The following is a 19,001-nucleotide window of genomic DNA, read 5'->3' on the forward strand; positions in this document are numbered from 1 at the left end:
GGAATTGGAAACCGTTCGCACAATCGTTGAAAACCTGATCCGTCTGGTCAAGGCGGAGATCGACCCAGACGCGGTGCTCGTCGCCGCGGACGACGTCTTCGAGGTGCCCAACGTGCCGAGCCTGATCCTGCAGGGACCGACGCTGGCGGAAAACGGCGACCGCCGCACCATGGCCCACATAGTGGAGAAGGATGTCCCGAACCTCATTTATGAACAGTGTCGGCATCCCCGGCTCTACCACCTCGACTTCGACGTCATCGTCACCGCCGGCCATGAAGGCGATCTGCTGGACCTCCAGGAACGGGTGGCCCGTTTCTATCAGCTCCACACGGTCCTGGCCGTGGAAGACCGCGGGTCCCTCAACCTGACGGAGATCGTCCCCTTGGGCGGGTTGCGTCGGGTGAACCTGTCCAACCTGCGCCAGAGCAGCGGCCGCTGCCGGATCGAAGACTGCCCGGTTTACGACGGCCTCGTCGAAACGGGCCCGCTCATCAAAGACCGCCGGTTTGAGTTCCGGGACGGCGTCGAGGAGGATCGGCTCCATACCCCATGAAACAAGGAGGAACCACTGTGATCGAAATCAAGAATCTTCTGTTCCAACCGCTCACGTTCCACCTCGCGGGAAGCGGCCGGGGGCTTCATCTGAATCCCCGCGAGCGCAGAACGCTGGGTGAGGACGACATTTCCCCCGAGATCGATGCCGCGGCAAAGCGGGGCTTCGTGTCGTTGACGCCGGCGACGCCGACCGTTCCCGAACCCGAGACGGCGCGGGAAGAGCCGGTCGAGACCGAGACGGAAAACACCGGCGCAAACGGCGGCAAACGTCGGAAACGGAGGTAACCCATGGGCACGTATCTTTCACCGGGCATCTATACCCGCGAAGTCGACTTCAGCTTTTACGTCAAGCAGATATCCACCTCCTCCTGCGGCATGGTGGGCGTGGCCGAACGCGGCCCTATCAATAAGCCCGTTCTGGTCACGAGCTGGGAGCAGTTCATCAACAAGTTCGGCTCTTACCTGCAGGCCGGATACCTCGCCTACGCCGCAAGGGCGTTCTTCGACAACGGCGGCTCCGTCCTTTTCGTGAACCGCATCGCCCATCTGACCGACCCCACGGATCGGAACACCCTGACCGCCGTGAAAGCCCAGGTCGTCCTCAAGGACCGGCGCGTAGCGACGGCAACGCTCGCATCCGGCACCATCGGATCGGATCGCATTGCGTGGCGGGCGATTCAGCCGGGGGCCGCGGGAAACGCCGTCTCCGTCGAACTCGTCGCATCGGGAAACGATACGCCGCTGTCCGTTGAAGTCTTGGGGCAGGCGATCACCGTCAATCTGGCGACCGACGGGGCGGGCGATCCGGCTTCCACCGCGGACCAGGTGGTCGCGGCCGTCTCCGGGACTCCGGAGGCCTCCGCGCTGGTCACTGCGGAAACGCAGGACGCGGGCATCGTCCAAGTTGCGGCCTCGGCGAACCTGTCCGGAGGCATGGACGCGCTGGACACGCTCAAGGTGCGCGCGGCCGATGAAGGAACCTGGGGCGCGCGGCTCTCCGTCCAGGTCGAAGACGGTTCTCTCGATCCGACCGTCGCGTTCAACCTGGTGGTCCGCCACAAGGGTGAAATTGTGGAGGTCTTCAAGGACCTCTCGATGGACGAAGCGGCTCCGAACCATGTCGAGTTGGCTGTAAACGAACGGTCGGACTTCATCACCGTCGAGGACCTTGGAACCGCATCCGGCCTTCCGTCGGACCGGCCGGTGATCGGGATGTTCGATCTTTCGGGAGGAGACGACGGTCTTACCGGGCTCGACGATGCCGACTACTCCGGCGATCCGTCCCAGCACACCGGCTTCTACGCCTTCGACGAAATCGACGCGCTGAACCTGATCATGGTTCCCGGCGTCACGACCGCCGAGGTGATTCACGCCGGCGTCACCTATGCGGAAAACCGCCAGGACCTCATGCTCCTCGCCGAAACGCCTATTCACCTTGAACCCCTGGAAGCGGTGGATTTCCGCAAGGGCCAGGGAATGTATTCCCACGGTGCCTTCAACTCGTCTTATGCGGCGCTCTACTATCCATGGATTGAGATCAACGATCCGGTAACCGGCAAGCGCAAACTCGTCCCGCCCAGCGGAGCTGTGGCCGGGTGCTACGCCCGCAGCGACAAGAAGACCCACGTCTGGTACGCGCCCGCGGGCATCGACCGCGGCCGGGTCTTCAACGCCTTGTCCCTGGGCTACAAAACCAGCCGGGGCGAGCGGGATGTGCTCTATCCCGAGGGCGTCAACGTGATCGCCTCCTTCCCCGACAGCGGCATCAACATCTGGGGCCAAAAGACCCTGCAGAGCCAGCCATCGGCTCTCGACCGCGTGAACGTGCGGCGGCTGATGATGTTCATCGAAGAGGCCATCGCCGAGTCCTCGCGTTTCGTGGTCTTCGAGCCAAACAATCCACAGACCTGGCGCGCGCTGATCCGGCTGATCAACCCCTTCATGCAGGACATCAAGGACAAGGGCGGGCTCTACGACTTCGCCGTCCAATGCGACGAGGAGACCAACACCCCGGCCGTGATCGACCGCAACGAACTTGTGGCGCGCGTCTTCGTCAAGCCGACCAAGACGGCGGAATTCGTCGAGCTCAACTTCGTGCTCACCGCCACGGGGGCCGATTTCAAAGAGATATTCAAGACCGGGTAAGGAGGTAAGTCATGCGCAGCGGCAACATGCCCAAGAGTCTGTATCAGAACTGGCAATTCGCCGTCGAGGTGAACGGCTTCGACGTGGCGCTCTTCAAGAAGGGCCAGGAACCCAAGACCGAGTTCGACGAAGTGGCTTTCGCGCCCGCCGGTTCCATGTTCGACCAGAAGGTGGCCGGACGGGTCAAGTTCGAGGACATCACTTTGGAGAAAGGGATTCTCCAGGACGGTTCCGACGAGGCCGCCAGGGAGTGGATCAAGAAACAGGTGGACGTCAACGCCGTGGTCGGCGGCCTGCCCAACGACTACATGCGCGACATCGACCTCGTCCGCTACGACCGAACCGGCAACGAAACGCGACGGTGGACCCTGCACGGCGCGTGGATCAAGGTTCTGGAGTACGACGAACTCGAGGGCGCGAACACGGACAACACCATCGAGAAGCTCGCCATTTGCTTTCAGTATTGGACCTGATCCAAGGAGGTAGACCATGCACACCTTTGAATTGCCGAGCGGCCTCGAGATCGAGCTCCGGGAGATGACCGGAGCCGAGGAGGAACTGCTCACCAACCAGCGTCTCATCCGGACGGGAGACGCCGTCAACCAGGCGCTCAAGAACTGCATCGTGCGGCTGGGGGACAACGACGAACCGACGGTGAAGGACGTGCTCGACCTCCTCTCCGGGGACCGGCTGTTCATTCTGGTCCGCCTGCGTCAGGTCTCTCTCGGCGACGAGGTCGAGCTGGAACTAACCTGCCCGAACACCGCCTGCCGGGCGTCGAACGCCGTCACGGTCAACCTGGAAGAGCTGGAGGTCACGCCATACGGAGAGGAAAGGGAATTCGCTTTCACGCTCCCCGGCTCCGGGCGCAAGGTCCGGTTCAGCTATCTGGACGGCAACAAGGAAAAACGCCTGGCCGCTCTCAAGGAGCCTTCCATCTCCTCGGCCATGCTGATCCGGATCATCGACGTTGACGGCGCGCAGCCGACCAAGAAGCTTATGAACGATATGTCGATGCGTGACCGAAGCGCCCTCCGGCAGGAAATGCTGCGGGTGGACGCGGGTGTCGACACAACCGTGGAGACCGACTGCGAATCCTGCGGGATGCGTACCCGCACGCGGCTGGAGGCGGAACCGGGTTTTTTGTTCCCCGGAGTTCGCTTGTAAGGGACGCGTTTTTCCTCGCCTACGGCGGGCTCCACTGGAGTTTCTCGGAAACACGGGCGCTGCCGCTCTCGGTCCGCCGCGAATTCGTGGAGGCCCTGGAGCGGCAGCTCGCTTTTGAGCGTGAAGAACTGGAGCGCAGGCGCACATGAACGGAGATCTTGGACTCGGCATCATCGTTTCGATGAAGGACGCGTTCTCGCAGAACGCGGGCCGGGTCCAGTCGTCCATGCAGTCGCTGGACGCGACGGTGGCCGCCTCCAGCGAGCGCATGACGCGCAATCTCGACCGAATCCAGAAAGGCACCATGATGATCGGCGCGGGCTTGGCGCTCATGGCCGTGCCTGTCGGACTCGTGGCCTCCACCGCCGCGACCCAGAAAGCCCTGGGCGAGATGGCATCGCTCGGCACCAAGGACCTTCGCGCTCTCGAGGACGCCGCCGAGAGCTTCACCAACACCTGGGCCGGGTACAGCAAGGGCGAGTTCATCAGCGCGGCCTACGACGTAAAGTCGGCGCTCGCCGGCTTGAGCGACGAAGCCGTGGGCACATTCTCCGCCATGGCCGCGCTCACCGCCAAAGCCACCAAGGCCAGCATCCAGGAGATGGTCGGCACTTTCACCACCGGGTACGGCATCTTCAAGCCGATCATGGCGGACATGACCGACATGGAGTGGGCCAAGGCCTTCTCCGGGGCCATGGCCCAGACCGTGGCGTCGTTCAAGACCACAGGGGCGCAGATGGCGGAAGCCGTCAAAAACATCGGCGCGGTGGCAGCCTCCTCCAACATTCCGCTGCAGGAACAACTCGCCATTCTCGGACAACTGCAGACCACCATGCCCGGTTCGGAAGCCGGAACGCTTTACAAGGCTTTCATCATGAAGGCGGCGGAAGCCGGTGAGCAGTTGGGGCTGTCCTTCGTGGATTCCACGGGGAGACTCAAGGGGGTCATCCCCATTCTCCAGGAGATCAAATCGCGCTTCCCGGACCTGTCCCAGGCCGCCGCCCAGGTGCAGATCAAGAAGGCGTTCGGCTCCGATGAGGCGGTGAAGTTCCTGCTCCAGATGTCCCAGGGGATGGAGTCCCTGGAGGGCAACATCAGCTCCATCGAACACGCGATGAAGAGCGGCACCGCCGTCACCGAAGAAATGGCGCGGGCCATGAACATGGACATCGGCAGTCAGTTCCAGCTCCTACGCCAGCAGGTCGGAAACCTCGCTGAAATCCTCGGCCGCACGCTCCTGCCCGTGGTCACGCCGATCATCCAGGGGATATCGAAGGCTGTCCTGTTTTTCCAGAAGCTCGCACGTTCGATGCCGGGGTTGACCAGGGTCCTCCTGACCTTGTCCATGGCCCTGGGTGCCGTGCTGGTCGTTGTCGGGGGAGTGATCGCTGCGGCCGGGACCATCGGCCTGATGCTCCCCGCCATCAAGGCGGGGCTTGCCGCCATGGGCGCGGCAATCGCCGGTGTGGGAAGCACGTTCGCCGCATATTTCTTTCCAGTGGTCGCGATCATCGGCGGTGTGGTGCTCGCCGTCTATCTCCTCAAACGAGCTTGGGAGACCAACTTCGCCGGCATCAGGGACACCATCCTCGGCGCGTGGGAAAAGGTGCAACTCGTATTCCAGGGAATCCGGGCGCTGACCACCTCGCTCTCCGGCGGAGCCGGGACCATGTCAGCCAACCTGGCGCAGAAGCTCGAACAGGCCGGACTGATGGGACTGGTGGTCACGGTCTTTCGCATCTACTACCGGGTGCGCCAGTTTCTGACCGGCTTGTGGCAGGCCTTCTCCGATGCGTTCGGAAAGATCAGGGCGATTCTCGAACCCGCAGTCCGTGCGCTCATGCAGGCTTACGGCACACTGTACAAAGCGATCTTCTCGGTCCTTGAAATCTTCGGCTTGGCGGCCTCTTCCGCTGATGCCTCCTCCTACCGGAGTCTCGGCGAGACCCTCGGCACGGTGCTCGGTGTGATCGCCAAGGTCGGAGCCTATCTCCTTAAGTTCGTCATCTACAACATGGTGGCCGTCATCACGGTGGTCGCTTGGGTCGTGCGCGCGGTCGTTTGGCTCGGCAAGACCATTGTCACCGCTTTCATCGAGGCGGGGAAGTTCATCTACAAGTTCTTTCTGCCGGTCCGGCTTTTGGTCGAGGCACTCCGCGCCGCGGCCCGGGTGGTTTACACGGTCTGGCGGGTGCTCACCGGCGACCTCTCCGTGCTCGACGGGCTCAAGGCCATCGGTGGAGCGGTCTTTGATTTCCTGGCAACGCCGTTCCGCTGGGCCCGGGACGTGATCGTCGGCGTCTGGGATTTCATCAAGGGACTCTTTTCCGCCGTCGGAAGTTTTTTCGTTTCAGCGGCATCGGCTTTGGCGGCAGCCTTCATGAACCTGCCTCTGGTCCGGACGCTGGCCGATGTCTTCGGCGCGGTCCGGGGATTCCTTTCCGGCGACACGACTTTCTTCGAGGCGGGCAAAGCAATCCTCGTGGCCGTCGGCAACGGCATCTGGTCGGCGGTCACCTATCCGTTCGAGAGGCTCAAGAAAGCTCTCGGGTGGCTCCGCAGTCTCCTGCCGTTTTCCGATGCGGAAACCGGTCCGTTGTCGGACCTCACCGGCTCGGGAGCGGCCATCCTCAAAACACTGGCCAAGGGAATGCTCGGCGTCCTCTCCCTGCCGGGCAAGGTGCTGGGTCTGGCGCTGCAAGGAATGCTGGGCGCGGTCCGTTGGGTATGGGACGGCTTGAAAAGCATGGGAGGCGGCATCCTCTCCGCGATCACCTGGCCGTTCAGAAAAGGAGCGGAGGCCGCGTCCGCCGTCTGGCGTACTGTCAGCACTGCGGCATCGAACGCTTGGAACGGGCTCACGGCGCTCGGTCGTGGAGCTGCTGGCGTGTTGGCCGCGCCCTTCAGTTGGATGTTGTCTACGGCCGGGACTGCCTGGAACGGCATCGAGCACGCGGCGTCAAGACTCTGGACCGACATCGGCAACGTCGGGCGCACAGCCTGGTCGCTCGTCAGCACGCCCTTTTCGTGGATCGCCGGTTCCGCGGGAGCGGCCTGGGACCGGGTTCAAACCTCTGTCGGCGCGGCCTGGGATGGAATCGCCAACCTTCTGCAGGGTGGATGGAACCGGATCGGTTCGCTGTTCCAATCGTCCTGGTCGTTCCTTTCCGCGTCCTTCGACTGGATCGCCGGGAGCGCTGCCTCCGCCTGGAGCCGGATCACCGGAACGGCGTCGACGGCATGGGACACCCTCAAGACCATGGCGCAGAGCGCCTGGGAGTGGATCAAAGCCCCGTTCGAGGGGTTGGCGTCGGTCGCATCGTCCGCATGGGAACAAATTAGGACCACCGCATCGAGCGCCTTCGGGTCTCTGGCGTCCAGCGTGTCCTCGTTGGCGGGCTCGGCGTTCGAGAGCGGCAGGGCGTTCATGACCGCGGTGGGCGACGGCATCAAGTCCGCCGTGAGCGCGCCGTACCAAGCCGCCAAGTCGGCCCTTTCGTTCGTGCGGAATCTGCTGCCTTTCTCCGATGCCAAGGAAGGCCCGCTCGCGGACTTGACCCGAAGCGGTGCGGCGCTGATCCAGACCCTGGCCGGAGGCATCACCAAGGCGGCGTCCGCACCCGCCGAGGCCATGACCCGCGCATTCGGGTTCATGACCGGGCTGACCGGCAAGATCGCCGCTCCGGCAATGTTGGCGGGAGCCCTGGCGCTCACACCGGTCATGGCGGGAGAAGCTCCGACGCTTGCCTCTTCCTTGGAAAGTACCGGAGCGGCGGTTCCGATGGAGCGACCGGCCGCTTCTCTTCCCACCGGCCAGGCCCGTCTACTCGGTGAGACCAAAGGAGCGCTCGGTCAGGAGTCCGGCCCGCCCGGCATGCCTTCGGGAGAGACGCTTCGCCCGGTGCTCGAATCCTTGCTGGCGAAACTGGAGCAACTCGGCGAGCGGCCCATTGAGGTGTCGGTGACCACGCTGCTCGACGGACGGCAGGTGGCCCGTTCCGTGTACCGGGACCTGCGCGAGCGCAAGATCAAGAACTACGAAACGCTGTGAGGAACGCATGAAACGGGTATTCATTTGCAGCCGGTACGCCGGGGATGTTCTCCGGAACACGGCGACCGCCAAGAGGCTCTGCCGGAAAGCGGTGGAGCGCGGTTGCGCGCCTTTCGCGCCGCACCTTCTCTACACGCGCTTCCTGGATGACGGGAAGACCTCCGAACGCGAGGCAGGCATCGCCTGCGGCCTGACGTTCATGGAGTTCTGCGACGAGGTCTGGGTGTTCACCGGCGAAGGCCTTTCCGACGGCATGCGCCGGGAAGTCGATCATGCCCGGCGTCTGGGCAAGCCAGTGGTCGATCTGGAGGTGCTGTAGCCGTGGCCTGGGACCAAAAAGAGATCACCGCGTATCTGGTGGACGTGGACACGGGCGACTACCTCGATTTCCAGTACAACCCGAACGACATCGTCGACGAGAAGAGCACGGCCTACGCGGCCATCAAGATTCCGGGCATGAGCCATCCCCGCTACCAGTACGTGGCCGGCGAACCGCGCAAGATCGGATTCAAACTGGTCTTCTTCAAGGGGGCGGTAAAGGAGTCGGTGGACTGGCTGCGCTCCCTGCTCTATCCCGAACACGCCGGAACCATGCTCAAGAACGCTCCGCACCGGGTGCTTTTCATGTTCGGAGACCTCTACCCGGGCGTGCTCTGCGTCGTCCGGCAGGTAAAGGTCAGGTTCTTCCACATGTTCGACCGGGACAACCTGCTGCCCCAGCACGCCGAAGTGGACGTGATGCTCGAGGAGTACATCGACCAGTCCGTGGACTATTCGGAGGTGCGCGGATGATCGGACGTCGATCCAGATACGCGGCATCCATTCTCTACACGTCGGGAGACGGAGATTTCCTGGGCACACGTCTTCCGACCGCAGGCAAGCCACGCCACGACGACCGGTTTCACACGGTGATCGAGGGGGACCGGGTCGATTTGCTGGCCCATCGCTATCTGGGACAGGCCGATCTCTGGTGGATCATCTGCGACTACAACGACATTTTCTTTCCCATGGAGCTGACGCCGGGGACCATCCTGCGCATCCCCTCGGCGGAACACGTCAGCATGCGGCTTCTGGACTGAGTCCCCGGACTCATCCATCCATCCCGACACCTCGCGCCGCGCGCCGGTAAGTATCCGGTGGAACCCGTCCTTCGGGCGGGCCGACTGGAGACCGGCGCATGGATATCGACACCTTCAAACCGACCTTTCTGATCCAGATCGAGGGGCAGACCCTCTCGGCGGATATCACGCAGGAGATCACCTCGTTCGTCTTCGAGGACAACGAGGAGGAACTCGACGTGTTGGAGCTCGCGGTCACCGACCGGAACCTCCAGTTCGTCGACGATCCCCTGTTCCAGGAAGGCAACGAGATCGTCGCCCGTTTCGGGTACGTCGGCAACCTCTCACCGCGCAAGAAGGCAGTCATCAAGGACATCGACTACGACTTCCCGGAGGACGGCGACCCGACGATCCGCATCAAAGCCTACGACAAAGGCTTCAAGCTGGCCGGGAAGGAAAATCAGAAGGTCTGGCAGAAACCCGCACCCGGCATCCTCTATTCCGAGATCGCCGAAGAGATCGCAGGGACCAACGGCCTTACTCCGGTGGTCACGCCCACGAAAGCCCGCCATCTGCGCGTGGCCCAGAGCAACGTTTCCGACGCCCAGTTCCTCAAGGAGCTGGCCGGAAAGGCGCGCGACAAGGACGGCGACGGCGTCACCGGATACGTCTTCTACATCCAGGACGACGAGCTGCATTTCCATCCCCGCGATCTGGACAAGAAGCCCGCCGCGATCCTCGAGTATTTCACCGACCGCAAGGGCGTTCTGCGTTCCTTTCGCCCCTCGACGCAATCACAGGGGGCCAAGGGCGCGGGCGTCGAGACCAAAGCCGTGGGCGTGGACCCGCGCAAGAAGGAGCCGGTCGAGCACAAGGCAAACAACGAGACCACCCCGGAGCGGACGTCCCTCGGTAAGCGGACCTACCTGGTGGACGGGAATACCGGCGAGGGGGCGTTCAAGGAGCAGGAGTCCGGGCAGGTGGTCCCCACCTTTGACCGTTCCGAGGGCTTTCACGAGGAGCCCCGGCAGGAACCGGCACAGGACCTTTCCGAGGGGAAATTCCGCGAGGCCGAGCTCCGCCAGGTGGAAGCCGACGCGGTGACCATCGGCATCCCCGCGCTGCGCGCCAAGCAGAACGTGGAGGTCAAGGGGGTGGGCCGAAAATTCTCGGGCGTCTACTACTGCCATTCGGTCCGCCACGCTTTCGGCGATGGCGGATATCACTGCGAACTGAAACTCAAGAAAAACGCCCTGGGCAAAGGGGCCGGCGACAAGTCGGACGAGGCCAAGGGCAAGCAGAACGACCAGGAAGCGCCGACCACGCCGAAGGAAGAGCCACCGCCGATGGTAACCATCGACGCGGACAGCGGGCGGAGGCTTTAAGGAGGGAAAGCGCATGGGAGATTTGAGCCGGAATTTCTCGAGGAGCGAGTTCGCCTGCCGGTGCTGCGGCAGGGCCGAGATCGATCCACGCCTGGTGGATGCGCTCCAGCAGCTCCGCGATCTTGCGGACGCGCCCGTCCGCATCACCAGCGGCTACCGCTGCCCCGAGCACAACCGGGCGGTGGGCGGCGCGAAACAGAGTCGACATCTGCTCGGACACGCCGCGGACATCGGGATCAAGGGCTTGTCCGTCGCCGGGATGTACGAACTCGCCGAACGGGTGGCGGCTTTCCGCGAGGGCGGGATCGGCGTCTACCCGGAGCAGGGATTCATCCACGTCGACATCCGCGAGGGACGGACCCGTTGGGGCCATCTCGGCGGGAAATACGTGTCGTTCGAAGAAGCCATGAAAACCAACGGAGGTGACCGCAATGCAGCAGTTTGAACAGATTCTGACCTTCATCCTGAACCACAAGGAACTCATCGCGACCCTGATCGTGACCCTGCTCACCGTCATCAAGCTCACCGCCTGGGGCCAGGCCAAAGCCGCCGCACTGGAAGCGGTGATCGGCGTCATCGAGCGGGTCGGCGCGAAAGAGGTCAAGACCGGCGTCGCCGGCCAGGAACTCAAGCTCGACACCGCGGCGCAGGACGCCCTGCGTCATGCCGTGGCCAAAGTCGATCCGAAGAAGACGCCGGACGGAACGGTCACCCGCATCGTGCGCGAGGTGCTGCGGGGCGTTCTGCCGCTGAAATAATCCGGGGGACGAACCGTGATCGAGACACAAGACCGTCAGCACGAGGAACGCTACAAGAATCGCTGGTACGGAAAGTACCGTGCCTTCTTGCGGGACAACAACGATCCGGAGCGGCTCGGCCGCTGCCGGCTCGAAATTCCGGCTGTGCTCGGCACCGGCAAGGAGAACTGGTCGGATTGGGCGTGGCCGTGCTTTGCCTACGGCGGCAACGAAAACATCGGCGTGTTTCTCGTCCCCGAGGAAGGCGCGTCCGTCTGGGCCGAGTTCGAGGGCGGAAACGTCCAATACCCGATCTGGTCCGGCGTCTGGCTGGCCAAGAGCAACCCCGGCGAGCAACCGGAGGAATCGAAGCGCCTGTGTTCCGATCCGACCTGCCAGGACTGCGAGGACAAGCTCGAGCACAAACCCGACCGGCGGGACGACCTGGAGCACAAGAAACACCACGGCCACCCGCCGTACTACTGTCCGCGCCGCAAGGTGCTGCTCAAGACCGAGACCGGCCACACCATCGTTCTCGACGACCGGGACGAGGAGGAATTCCTCAAGGTCATCGACAGGGCCGGACAGATTCTTCACATGGAATGCCGCGTGAAGCGCGACGTTCAGACCGGCAACGCGCGCCGCCGGGGAACCAAGGACGCCGAGCAGGGCGACCAGCTCGACATCGACTCGGATATCAAGGACCAGAAGGCCCGCATCGAGATCACCGATCTGTGCCGCCAGTTCGTGCGCTGGGAGGCGTGGAAGGACAAGGAGAAGATCCATATCCAGTCCTGCGACAAGTCCCGCGCCCGCTGGCAGAAGATTCTCATCGACACCACCAAGGGCAAAGAGAAGGTGCACATCTGGGGTCTCTGCGGCACGCAGGAAATACTCATCGATTCCACCGCCGGGACCGAGATGATCCGCCTCACGGACAAAGCCGGCCAGGTCGTCGTGATGAACGCGGCTGCCGGCCGGGAACGCATTCAAGCCACTGATAAATCCGGAAGCGTGATCTTCATGGACGCCGTCATGGGGAACATCGTCATCCGCTCGACGAACAAGGTGTTGATCAACCCTTAGAGGAAGAATCTATGCATCCATCCGTTTCAATAGTCATCCGCGGATATAACCGCGAGCGCTACATCGGCAGAGCCATCGAAAGCGTTCTTGCCCAAACCTACGAAGATTTCGACCTCCTCGTTTGGGACGATGGCTCAAGTGATAGGACTGCGAAAGTGGCCATCGAATGCGCCAAAAAGGACAGCCGGGTCCGCCTCGCTGCCTATGACCACAGAGGAGCCGTCAAGTCTTTGAAGTCCGCCTTGGCGGATACCTTCGGACCATACCTGTGCTGGGTGGACAGCGACGATATGCTCGCTCCAACGGCTTTGGAAGAAACCGTCGCGGCCTTAGATGGTAACCCGTCGGTCGGAATGGTTTATACGGACTACCAGGTCATCGACACATCCGACCAGGTCAAGAGTTACGGCAGGCGCTGCCGAATTCCATATTCCAAAGATCGACTGCTTCTCGATTTCATGACCTTCCATTTTCGCCTCATCCGACGCTCGGCTTTCGAGCAGGCAGGCGGCATCGACGACGAATTCAGATGCGCCGAGGATTACGACCTTTGCTTGCGCCTATCGGAAATCACAGAGATCCGTCGCATCCAAAAACCTCTTTACCATTATCGTATCCATCCTAAATCCGTTTCCCAAGAGATGAGATTGGAGCAGGTCCACTGGTCTCGGGAGGCCATTTCAAGGGCTTTGAAACGTCGTGGCCTGTCCGAGCGCTTCGAAGTCGATCTTCAGATTCACGAGCGATTCTCATTGAAAAGGAGAAACCCCGATGGATGAACGTGAACTCGGCCACACACCGTGTAATTGGGAGCAAAGTGAACATCTCCTGGCGCGCACCTTTGAATCCTGGCGGGCTGAGTTCCGCACCATCCTCGAAGACCACCGGCGGGAAATCCAGGCGCGCCTTGAGAAGATTGAACGCGAGATCGAGAAAAAGTCGGACAAGGAGAACGTGGACCTTCTGGTGCGCAGCATCCAGGACGACCTGCGCCGTCATACCGATGACATCAAGAACCTGCAATCGGGCATGAACGAGAAGATGGGCGTCGAGACGATGTGGAAGGTGGTTGGGCTTGTGCTGACCGTCGGCGGTGTCGTGGGCGGCATTGTCGGCTTTCTGATCCACCTCCTGACGGGGAAATGACCATGGCGAGACCCCAGGCGAGACTCTGCGATATCTCCAGCCACGGCGGAGTGATCATCACCGGGGCGCTTCGCACGGTCGTCAACGGAAGACCGGCGGCGCGCCTGGGCGACCTACACGTCTGCCCGATACCAGGGCACGGCGTGACCCCCATCGTGACAGGCAGTTTCGACACCGCGACCGAAGGGCTGCCCAACGCCCGCATCGGCGACATCACGGCCTGTGGAGCGATCATCGTGACCGGCAGCCTGAACACCGACGACAATTGAGGAGCGAGGAATGGATTTCCGTTACTGGGATGTATTTCCAAAATCGATCCGGGTCACCCGCAGTTGGTGGTCCATGTCGATCCCCCTTTCGATCCGTGGAAACCCCCAGGGCGAATTGCAGTACGAATCCGTCAATTCGGACATTGCCTGGGTCGACTGGGAAGGACGAGTGCAACTCGGCTGGAGTGTCGGAGCGACGGTCATCATGGTCTACGATTCTCCAGCGCGGGACAGTGTCCGCTACATCCAGGTCGAAGTGGTCGAGGAAAGCGGAGGCGGATATGGCATTCCATCATAGGAGATATTCGTCATGGAGAGGTTAGACGAAGAGGGTTTTGGATACGGGTACGGATATGGCTACGGAGAGGAAGGCGGGCCGATCATCGAGCAGACCAGTTCGTCGCCGTCCCATTACGAGATCATGGCGTTGGTCCGCTTGCTCGCCGACGGGCTCGGCGTGACGGACGGTGAAGGCGAGGAGCCCTATCTTCGGCAGATTCGAGACAGCTTGGCCGAGATCAAAGGCATCCTGCAGCAGAGTCACGACGCATCCGAAGCCCTGCGGGCGGAAGCTCAAACGGTACTGGAGGCGCACGCCGAGAGCGCGCAGCAATACATGCAGGTCGTGGATCAACCCACGCCGCCGGACTTTGACCCCTTTGTCGCCATGCCGGCCGGCACCGCCGTGAGAGATCTTCCCGACGGAGGACGCATCTTCACCCTCGCCGACGGCGTCATGGTTCGGGTGGGACCGGACGGAAGACTGACGGCCATCGGCATGGATGGATCTGTGAGCCTTCTCGAACCCGCGCGCGGCGGCGTGGTGACGCTTCCCGACGGACGGGAGCTTGTGCTCAAGCCCGAGGCGGTGCGTGTGACCCACGAGGCTGCCGGGATCAAAGGGCTTCCCCTGGACATCGATCCGATACAGACCGCGCAAGGGCGCTACCGCATCGAGCTGCCCGGCGGATACCGGATGGATGTCTTCCAACTTGAGCGCACAGCCATGATCGGCAATCCCGCGGGCACCTCTGTGGTGCTCGGCATTTCCCGCATCGAAGGCGTGGGAGAGGATGTCGAGGTTCGTCTGGTACCCGGCGGGGCTAAAGGTTTCGCAGCCGTGGAAAGCGGTCACAAGGGCGTCATCGAGGCCGACGGCACGATCCATGTCGCCATGGCGAACGGCTTGGACTTGGTCATTCATTTCCCGGACGACGAGGGCTCCAATGGAGACCCAGGTTCGGATAGCCCGCCCGGCTGCATCTGCGAGGAGCGTGACTGATGGCCTTGGACTTCCTCGGACGCGGTTTGAAGTTCCCCTTCCGCTTTCAGCGGCGGTCCGGAGGCGCACAGGTCTCCTCGGCCACCTCCACCGAACACGAACACATCCACGAGAGCATCATCCAGATTCTCGGCACCCGGCCGGGTGAACGCTTCATGCGCCCGGAATTCGGATCGAGGCTCAAGGACCTGGTGTTCGAACCGAACGACGAGGTGCTGAAGGGCTTGATCCGCCATTACGTGATCGACGCCGTGAAGCGCTGGGAGAAACGGGTCGTCATCACCGGCGTGTCCTTCGACGATTCCCCCTCCAATAAGGACAGCAACCTTCTTCCGGTCAGCATCGCCTATCGCGTCATCCAAAGCCAGGTGGAAGGCAACCTGGTCTATCCCTTCTACCGCGAACCGCGCCAATCCGCTCCGCCCCGACAGTTCCGCGCCGTCGCCGGTAAGTAACAAGCGGGTCCTCGTCCGGCTCGTCCGGCTCGTCCGGTGGAACCACTTGTGACCGAACCTCTACGGATGAACGGAAATGGGCAGAGCGAGCATCGCTTACACGAACAAGGACTACGACTCCCTGCGCCGGGAACTGCTGGCGCGGGTGCCGCAGCTCACCGACCGCTGGACGGACTTTAACGCATCCGACCTCGGCGTGGTGTTGCTGGAACTCTTCTGCGGCATCGGCGACATGCTGGCCTACTATCTCGACGCCCAGGCGGCCGAAGCCTTTCTGCCCACCGCTCGCCAGCGGCAGAACGTCATCAACCTCTGTAAGCTCATCAGCTACCGGCTCGACGGGCCGGTGGCCGCAACCACCGCCTTGCGTTTCTCCCTGGCCGCGCCCCTCAATGCGGACCTGGTGATCCCAGCAGGAACGACGTGCAGGGCCCGTCTGGAAAAAAACGACATCGTGTTCGAGACGGCCGAAGACGCGACGATCCCTCGGAGCCGGACGAGCGTCGATGCGGGCGCGCGCCAGGGAAAACGCAAGAACGAGAATTTCGCGACCCACGGGGAAACAGGCGATTCGATCATCCTGGGCGGAAAGGAAATCGCCCACGGTTCGATCCGTGTGTGGGTACAGGACCAGGAATGGACCGAGGTATCCCACTTCCAGGAAAGCGGCTCCGACTCGCGCCACTTCATGGCCGAGACCGATGCGCTTGACATCGCTCGGATCGTCTTCGGCGACGGATTGCGCGGAGCGGTTCCCGACACCGGCGCGGAAATCCGCGTCGAGTACCTCGAAACTCTCGGAGCTGAAGGCAACTTGGGTCCCAACCTCGTCACCGAGCTTCTCAGCCCCATCTACCTCGACGGCGGTCTGGTTCCCCTTGCGGTAACCAACCCGGTCCCCGCGACCGGCGGAGCGGACCGCGAAACGTTGGAACACGCCCGCCGCCAGGCCCCGGCCGAGGTCCGCTCGCTCTGGAAGGCGGTCACCAAGGAGGATTACCTGGCACTGGCCGAAGGGTTTCCCGGCGTGGCCAAAGCCCAGGTACTCGACGTCAACGATTGCATGAACATCCGCTACTACCAGGTCAACCTGGCTGTGGCCCCGGACGGCGGCGGTCCGCCGTCAACACTTCTGAAACAGGACCTCGCCGAACACCTGGAATCGCGCAAGGTCATCACCGTCGAGATCAACCTCTTCGATCCCGTCTATCGGCCGGTCTCCATTGACGCGGAGGTGTTCGCCTATGCCGGCGAGGACCTCGACCTGGTCCGAAGCCGCGTCGAACAGACCTTGGCGGACTTTTTCGCCTTCGACCGCATGAACTTCGGTGCGCCGGTCCATTTCTCGGATCTGGTAGCGCTTCTGGACGGCGTGCGGGGCGTAAGCCATGTGCGCATGTACACGCCGACTCAGGACGTCGACATCCGCGCCGGTCAGATCGCGGCGCTCGGTCAGGTCAATCTCGAAGTGCGGAGGGCGTCCTGATGTCCTCCTACTTCGAAAAGAAACTCATCGACCTACTTCCGCCTCTCTACCGCGAACGGGATGAGTCCGGCGATCTGGATGCCTTTCTCAAGGTCCCGGCCGCGAGCCTGGACGAACTTAAGGTACTCGCCGAGCGTTTCCCCGAGATCTTCGACGTCGGGCGTTGCGAGGAGAGGTTCCTGCCGTTTCTCGGCGAGATCGTCGGCCACCGCTTCGATCCCACCGTAAACGCGTCGGCCCAGCGGCGTCTCATACGCGAGGCCATAGAGATTTACCGGCGCAAGAGCACCATCCCCGCCATCGGCCGCTCGCTCGTTGACATTGGGTGGGAAGGGCGCATCGAGGAGACTTTCCATAAGGCGCTGCGCCTGAACCGCCGTTCGGTTGTCGGGCGGGCCAAACTGCCGGGACTGATCTACAGCCTGGGCGTCTACCGCATCGACAGCGACAGCCTCGTCCAGGGAGTCCGGGAGGCGCTGCCCTTCCATCATCCCGCGGGGACGCGGGTCTTCTTCCTGCAGTGGCTCTACACGCTCCTTTCCATGGAGTCGGATTTCGAGGCGATCATCAAAAAGGTCGTCGAGCGGGTGTGCCTCGGGCATCTGCACGAAACGTTCGTGGTCAACCACAACGCGCTGAACACGGATTACCACCTCACCCGCAAGAACAAGACCTGGGGTTGGTGGCGGATCACCGACGGCACCACGCTCATGCAGGACATCGAGCGAGCCGCGGTGTGCGTCTCCCGCTGGCATGGCCGCTCGCCCCGGTTCCGTCTGAACACCGGCAACCTGAACGCCGAACGTCTGCCGAACCTATGGATCAGTGAACGGCGTGCGGCGTTTTGCTGCGAGATCGAAACCAAGCCCGTAGTGGAACCGGGTGTCTCGTTCATCCGTCTGGCGGGCCAAGATTTGAACCGCTCCCGTCTGAACCGCTCCGCTCAGTCTTGCCGGGTCAAGTTCCGGCAGAAAGATCTGCTCTCGGAAGCCGTCCAGGATGCGCCCGATCTCGCTGGAGACCGCCGCACGCACCGGTACGGGAAGCGGTCGCGGCTCTCCCATTGGTTCCGCGTCGGGCATTCGAGGCTCGGAAGGGACGACAAGGTCTCCGGCGCGGCCGTGGGCAGTCACCTCTTCATCACCGCTTACGCCGATGCTCAGTGGTCGGAGGTATCCGGCGCATGGGACGTCGTCGACCGCTGGCGCGCCCGCAGGCCCGGCTTCTCCCTGAACAACAAGGCGCTCAACCTCGCCGAACTGACCGACGCCTATGTGACTGAGGCCCGCGCATCCTTCGAGATGGACGTGGACACGGGCATTCCGGGCCGAAGACGCGTGGAGACGCTCCTGCTCAACCGCCGCAGGCTGAATCACACAGGTTTGCTGTTGTCGGTGGACAGGACCCGGCCCATGCGGCTCGGCTCGATGCCGCTCAACGGGTCGGGCTTCCGCAAGTCGAAGCCGTGCCTCCGCTGGCGCTACCGGCAGCGGGACGATCACGCCCAGGCGACAGCCGGTTTCGAGGCGGCGGCGAATCAATACACGGTCACCCAATGGCCGGCGGCATAGGAGAGATCGATGGCGATACACCTGTATGAAGACTTCACATTGACCCAGCGGGTGTCCGAAGGGGACCTCGCGAATCCCGATGACGACACCTACAACGGCACGGACGGGGAAACGAAAGACAAGGAGCTGTTCGTGGCCAACGAACAGACGATCCTCGCCGCGGCCCTGGCATCGGGGGCGACCTCCCTGCAACTCTCGGCACCGCGCTTCACCGACGGTGAAATCATCATCGTCGACGACGAACAGATGCGCATCCTGAGCGGCGGCGGGACGACCGTCCTTGCCATGGAACGCGGCTACGGCGGCACAACCCCGGCCGCTCACGATCCGGGTGCCGTGGTCTATTCCGGCTACGACTATACCGGGCTGGTGATCGAACCGGTGGATGTTGCCGGCGGCGACGAGTCGGAATGGTACGCATTGGCCCTGACGCAGGCGGGACTCGACACCGCCGTCGGAGGCGCGCCGCTCAACCTGGGCGACAAGGCGCACGACGAGACCCTCTCGTTCTGGCGTCGCTGCACGGTGCCACCCGGAACGCCGGTGCAAAACAAGACCGACCTCAAACTCCGGCTCACCGGCACGGAAAATCCGATCCTGTAGGAGGA

General features: G+C 62.7%; 22 protein-coding genes. All 22 read left to right on the top strand.

All coding sequences use genetic code 11. The annotated features are described in order from the left end of the window. Positions 1 to 4: 4 nt before the first annotated feature. The 22 genes from ACYQ11_RS01440 (at position 5) to ACYQ11_RS01545 (ending at position 18,996) form a co-directional block, all read left to right on the top strand. The gene (locus tag ACYQ11_RS01440; RefSeq protein WP_459921946.1) at positions 5 to 553 is read left to right on the top strand and encodes a hypothetical protein; all 549 of its coding nucleotides are present in this window, start codon (positions 5 to 7) and stop codon (positions 551 to 553) included. A gap of 17 nt (positions 554 to 570) precedes the next feature. Continuing rightward, the gene (locus ACYQ11_RS01445; RefSeq protein ID WP_459921947.1) at positions 571 to 840 is read left to right on the top strand and encodes a hypothetical protein; all 270 of its coding nucleotides are present in this window, start codon (positions 571 to 573) and stop codon (positions 838 to 840) included. Positions 841 to 843: 3 nt separating this feature from the next. Further along, positions 844 to 2,700, top strand: a complete 1,857-nt coding sequence (locus tag ACYQ11_RS01450) for a phage tail sheath C-terminal domain-containing protein (RefSeq protein ID WP_459921948.1) — start codon at positions 844 to 846, stop codon at positions 2,698 to 2,700. A gap of 26 nt (positions 2,701 to 2,726) precedes the next feature. Beyond that, positions 2,727 to 3,173, top strand: a complete 447-nt coding sequence (locus ACYQ11_RS01455) for a phage tail protein (protein WP_459921949.1) — start codon at positions 2,727 to 2,729, stop codon at positions 3,171 to 3,173. A 16-nt stretch (positions 3,174 to 3,189) separates the two neighbouring features. Further along, on the top strand, positions 3,190 to 3,867 hold the full coding sequence (locus ACYQ11_RS01460; RefSeq protein WP_459921950.1) for a T4 family baseplate hub assembly chaperone: 678 nt from the start codon (positions 3,190 to 3,192) through the stop codon (positions 3,865 to 3,867). Positions 3,868 to 4,012: 145 nt separating this feature from the next. Continuing rightward, positions 4,013 to 7,918, top strand: coding sequence for a phage tail tape measure protein (locus ACYQ11_RS01465; protein ID WP_459921951.1), 3,906 nt, complete (start codon positions 4,013 to 4,015; stop codon positions 7,916 to 7,918). A gap of 7 nt (positions 7,919 to 7,925) precedes the next feature. After that, on the top strand, positions 7,926 to 8,237 hold the full coding sequence (locus tag ACYQ11_RS01470; protein ID WP_459921952.1) for a DUF7768 domain-containing protein: 312 nt from the start codon (positions 7,926 to 7,928) through the stop codon (positions 8,235 to 8,237). 2 nt (positions 8,238 to 8,239) lie between these two features. After that, complete coding sequence (locus ACYQ11_RS01475) at positions 8,240 to 8,710, top strand: CIS tube protein (protein WP_459921953.1); 471 nt, start codon at positions 8,240 to 8,242, stop codon at positions 8,708 to 8,710. Beyond that, positions 8,707 to 8,997: a LysM peptidoglycan-binding domain-containing protein gene (locus ACYQ11_RS01480; protein WP_459921954.1), complete on the top strand. Its 291-nt coding sequence runs from the start codon at positions 8,707 to 8,709 to the stop codon at positions 8,995 to 8,997. The genes ACYQ11_RS01475 and ACYQ11_RS01480 overlap by 4 nt, the downstream gene beginning before the upstream one ends. A gap of 98 nt (positions 8,998 to 9,095) precedes the next feature. Continuing rightward, positions 9,096 to 10,361 (top strand): phage late control D family protein, encoded by a 1,266-nt coding sequence (locus ACYQ11_RS01485; RefSeq protein ID WP_459921955.1) that lies wholly within the window; start codon positions 9,096 to 9,098, stop codon positions 10,359 to 10,361. 13 nt (positions 10,362 to 10,374) lie between these two features. Then, a complete protein-coding gene (locus ACYQ11_RS01490) occupies positions 10,375 to 10,806 on the top strand; it encodes a YcbK family protein (protein ID WP_459921956.1) in 432 nt (143 codons plus the stop codon). Then, the gene (locus ACYQ11_RS01495; RefSeq protein WP_459921957.1) at positions 10,793 to 11,119 is read left to right on the top strand and encodes a hypothetical protein; all 327 of its coding nucleotides are present in this window, start codon (positions 10,793 to 10,795) and stop codon (positions 11,117 to 11,119) included. The genes ACYQ11_RS01490 and ACYQ11_RS01495 overlap by 14 nt, the downstream gene beginning before the upstream one ends. A gap of 15 nt (positions 11,120 to 11,134) precedes the next feature. After that, positions 11,135 to 12,184: a phage baseplate assembly protein V gene (locus ACYQ11_RS01500; protein WP_459921958.1), complete on the top strand. Its 1,050-nt coding sequence runs from the start codon at positions 11,135 to 11,137 to the stop codon at positions 12,182 to 12,184. A gap of 11 nt (positions 12,185 to 12,195) precedes the next feature. Next, entirely contained in the window at positions 12,196 to 12,963 is a 768-nt protein-coding gene (locus tag ACYQ11_RS01505; protein ID WP_459921959.1) for a glycosyltransferase, read from the top strand. Further along, positions 12,956 to 13,330 (top strand): hypothetical protein, encoded by a 375-nt coding sequence (locus tag ACYQ11_RS01510; RefSeq protein WP_459921960.1) that lies wholly within the window; start codon positions 12,956 to 12,958, stop codon positions 13,328 to 13,330. The genes ACYQ11_RS01505 and ACYQ11_RS01510 overlap by 8 nt, the downstream gene beginning before the upstream one ends. A gap of 2 nt (positions 13,331 to 13,332) precedes the next feature. After that, complete coding sequence (locus ACYQ11_RS01515; protein ID WP_459921961.1) at positions 13,333 to 13,599, top strand: PAAR domain-containing protein; 267 nt, start codon at positions 13,333 to 13,335, stop codon at positions 13,597 to 13,599. A 10-nt stretch (positions 13,600 to 13,609) separates the two neighbouring features. After that, the gene (locus ACYQ11_RS01520) at positions 13,610 to 13,897 is read left to right on the top strand and encodes a hypothetical protein (protein ID WP_459921962.1); all 288 of its coding nucleotides are present in this window, start codon (positions 13,610 to 13,612) and stop codon (positions 13,895 to 13,897) included. Between the two features lie 12 nt (positions 13,898 to 13,909). Further along, on the top strand, positions 13,910 to 14,881 hold the full coding sequence (locus ACYQ11_RS01525; protein WP_459921963.1) for a hypothetical protein: 972 nt from the start codon (positions 13,910 to 13,912) through the stop codon (positions 14,879 to 14,881). Next, positions 14,881 to 15,336: a GPW/gp25 family protein gene (locus ACYQ11_RS01530; RefSeq protein ID WP_459921964.1), complete on the top strand. Its 456-nt coding sequence runs from the start codon at positions 14,881 to 14,883 to the stop codon at positions 15,334 to 15,336. Before ACYQ11_RS01525 ends, ACYQ11_RS01530 begins: the two co-directional genes overlap by 1 nt. A gap of 76 nt (positions 15,337 to 15,412) precedes the next feature. Then, complete coding sequence (locus ACYQ11_RS01535) at positions 15,413 to 16,822, top strand: putative baseplate assembly protein (RefSeq protein ID WP_459921965.1); 1,410 nt, start codon at positions 15,413 to 15,415, stop codon at positions 16,820 to 16,822. After that, positions 16,822 to 18,393 (top strand): phage tail protein, encoded by a 1,572-nt coding sequence (locus ACYQ11_RS01540; RefSeq protein WP_459921966.1) that lies wholly within the window; start codon positions 16,822 to 16,824, stop codon positions 18,391 to 18,393. The genes ACYQ11_RS01535 and ACYQ11_RS01540 overlap by 1 nt, the downstream gene beginning before the upstream one ends. Before the next feature lie 9 nt (positions 18,394 to 18,402). Further along, a complete protein-coding gene (locus tag ACYQ11_RS01545) occupies positions 18,403 to 18,996 on the top strand; it encodes a hypothetical protein (protein WP_459921967.1) in 594 nt (197 codons plus the stop codon). The last annotated feature ends 5 nt before the right edge of the window (positions 18,997 to 19,001 follow it).

Source organism: Desulfatiferula olefinivorans (assembly GCF_054657895.1).

What these genes read in the sequence shown, in the direction of transcription:
- ACYQ11_RS01450 (WP_459921948.1), top strand. Translation starts at nt 844, where the DNA reads ATGGGCACGTATCTTTCACCGGGCATCTATACCCGCGAAGTCGACTTC.
- ACYQ11_RS01455 (WP_459921949.1), top strand. Translation starts at nt 2,727, where the DNA reads ATGCCCAAGAGTCTGTATCAGAACTGGCAATTCGCCGTCGAGGTGAAC.
- ACYQ11_RS01460 (WP_459921950.1), top strand. Translation starts at nt 3,190, where the DNA reads ATGCACACCTTTGAATTGCCGAGCGGCCTCGAGATCGAGCTCCGGGAG.
- ACYQ11_RS01465 (WP_459921951.1), top strand. Translation starts at nt 4,013, where the DNA reads ATGAACGGAGATCTTGGACTCGGCATCATCGTTTCGATGAAGGACGCG.
- ACYQ11_RS01470 (WP_459921952.1), top strand. Translation starts at nt 7,926, where the DNA reads ATGAAACGGGTATTCATTTGCAGCCGGTACGCCGGGGATGTTCTCCGG.
- ACYQ11_RS01480 (WP_459921954.1), top strand. Translation starts at nt 8,707, where the DNA reads ATGATCGGACGTCGATCCAGATACGCGGCATCCATTCTCTACACGTCG.
- ACYQ11_RS01485 (WP_459921955.1), top strand. Translation starts at nt 9,096, where the DNA reads ATGGATATCGACACCTTCAAACCGACCTTTCTGATCCAGATCGAGGGG.
- ACYQ11_RS01490 (WP_459921956.1), top strand. Translation starts at nt 10,375, where the DNA reads ATGGGAGATTTGAGCCGGAATTTCTCGAGGAGCGAGTTCGCCTGCCGG.
- ACYQ11_RS01495 (WP_459921957.1), top strand. Translation starts at nt 10,793, where the DNA reads ATGCAGCAGTTTGAACAGATTCTGACCTTCATCCTGAACCACAAGGAA.
- ACYQ11_RS01505 (WP_459921959.1), top strand. Translation starts at nt 12,196, where the DNA reads ATGCATCCATCCGTTTCAATAGTCATCCGCGGATATAACCGCGAGCGC.
- ACYQ11_RS01510 (WP_459921960.1), top strand. Translation starts at nt 12,956, where the DNA reads ATGGATGAACGTGAACTCGGCCACACACCGTGTAATTGGGAGCAAAGT.
- ACYQ11_RS01515 (WP_459921961.1), top strand. Translation starts at nt 13,333, where the DNA reads ATGGCGAGACCCCAGGCGAGACTCTGCGATATCTCCAGCCACGGCGGA.
- ACYQ11_RS01520 (WP_459921962.1), top strand. Translation starts at nt 13,610, where the DNA reads ATGGATTTCCGTTACTGGGATGTATTTCCAAAATCGATCCGGGTCACC.
- ACYQ11_RS01525 (WP_459921963.1), top strand. Translation starts at nt 13,910, where the DNA reads ATGGAGAGGTTAGACGAAGAGGGTTTTGGATACGGGTACGGATATGGC.
- ACYQ11_RS01530 (WP_459921964.1), top strand. Translation starts at nt 14,881, where the DNA reads ATGGCCTTGGACTTCCTCGGACGCGGTTTGAAGTTCCCCTTCCGCTTT.
- ACYQ11_RS01535 (WP_459921965.1), top strand. Translation starts at nt 15,413, where the DNA reads ATGGGCAGAGCGAGCATCGCTTACACGAACAAGGACTACGACTCCCTG.
- ACYQ11_RS01540 (WP_459921966.1), top strand. Translation starts at nt 16,822, where the DNA reads ATGTCCTCCTACTTCGAAAAGAAACTCATCGACCTACTTCCGCCTCTC.
- ACYQ11_RS01545 (WP_459921967.1), top strand. Translation starts at nt 18,403, where the DNA reads ATGGCGATACACCTGTATGAAGACTTCACATTGACCCAGCGGGTGTCC.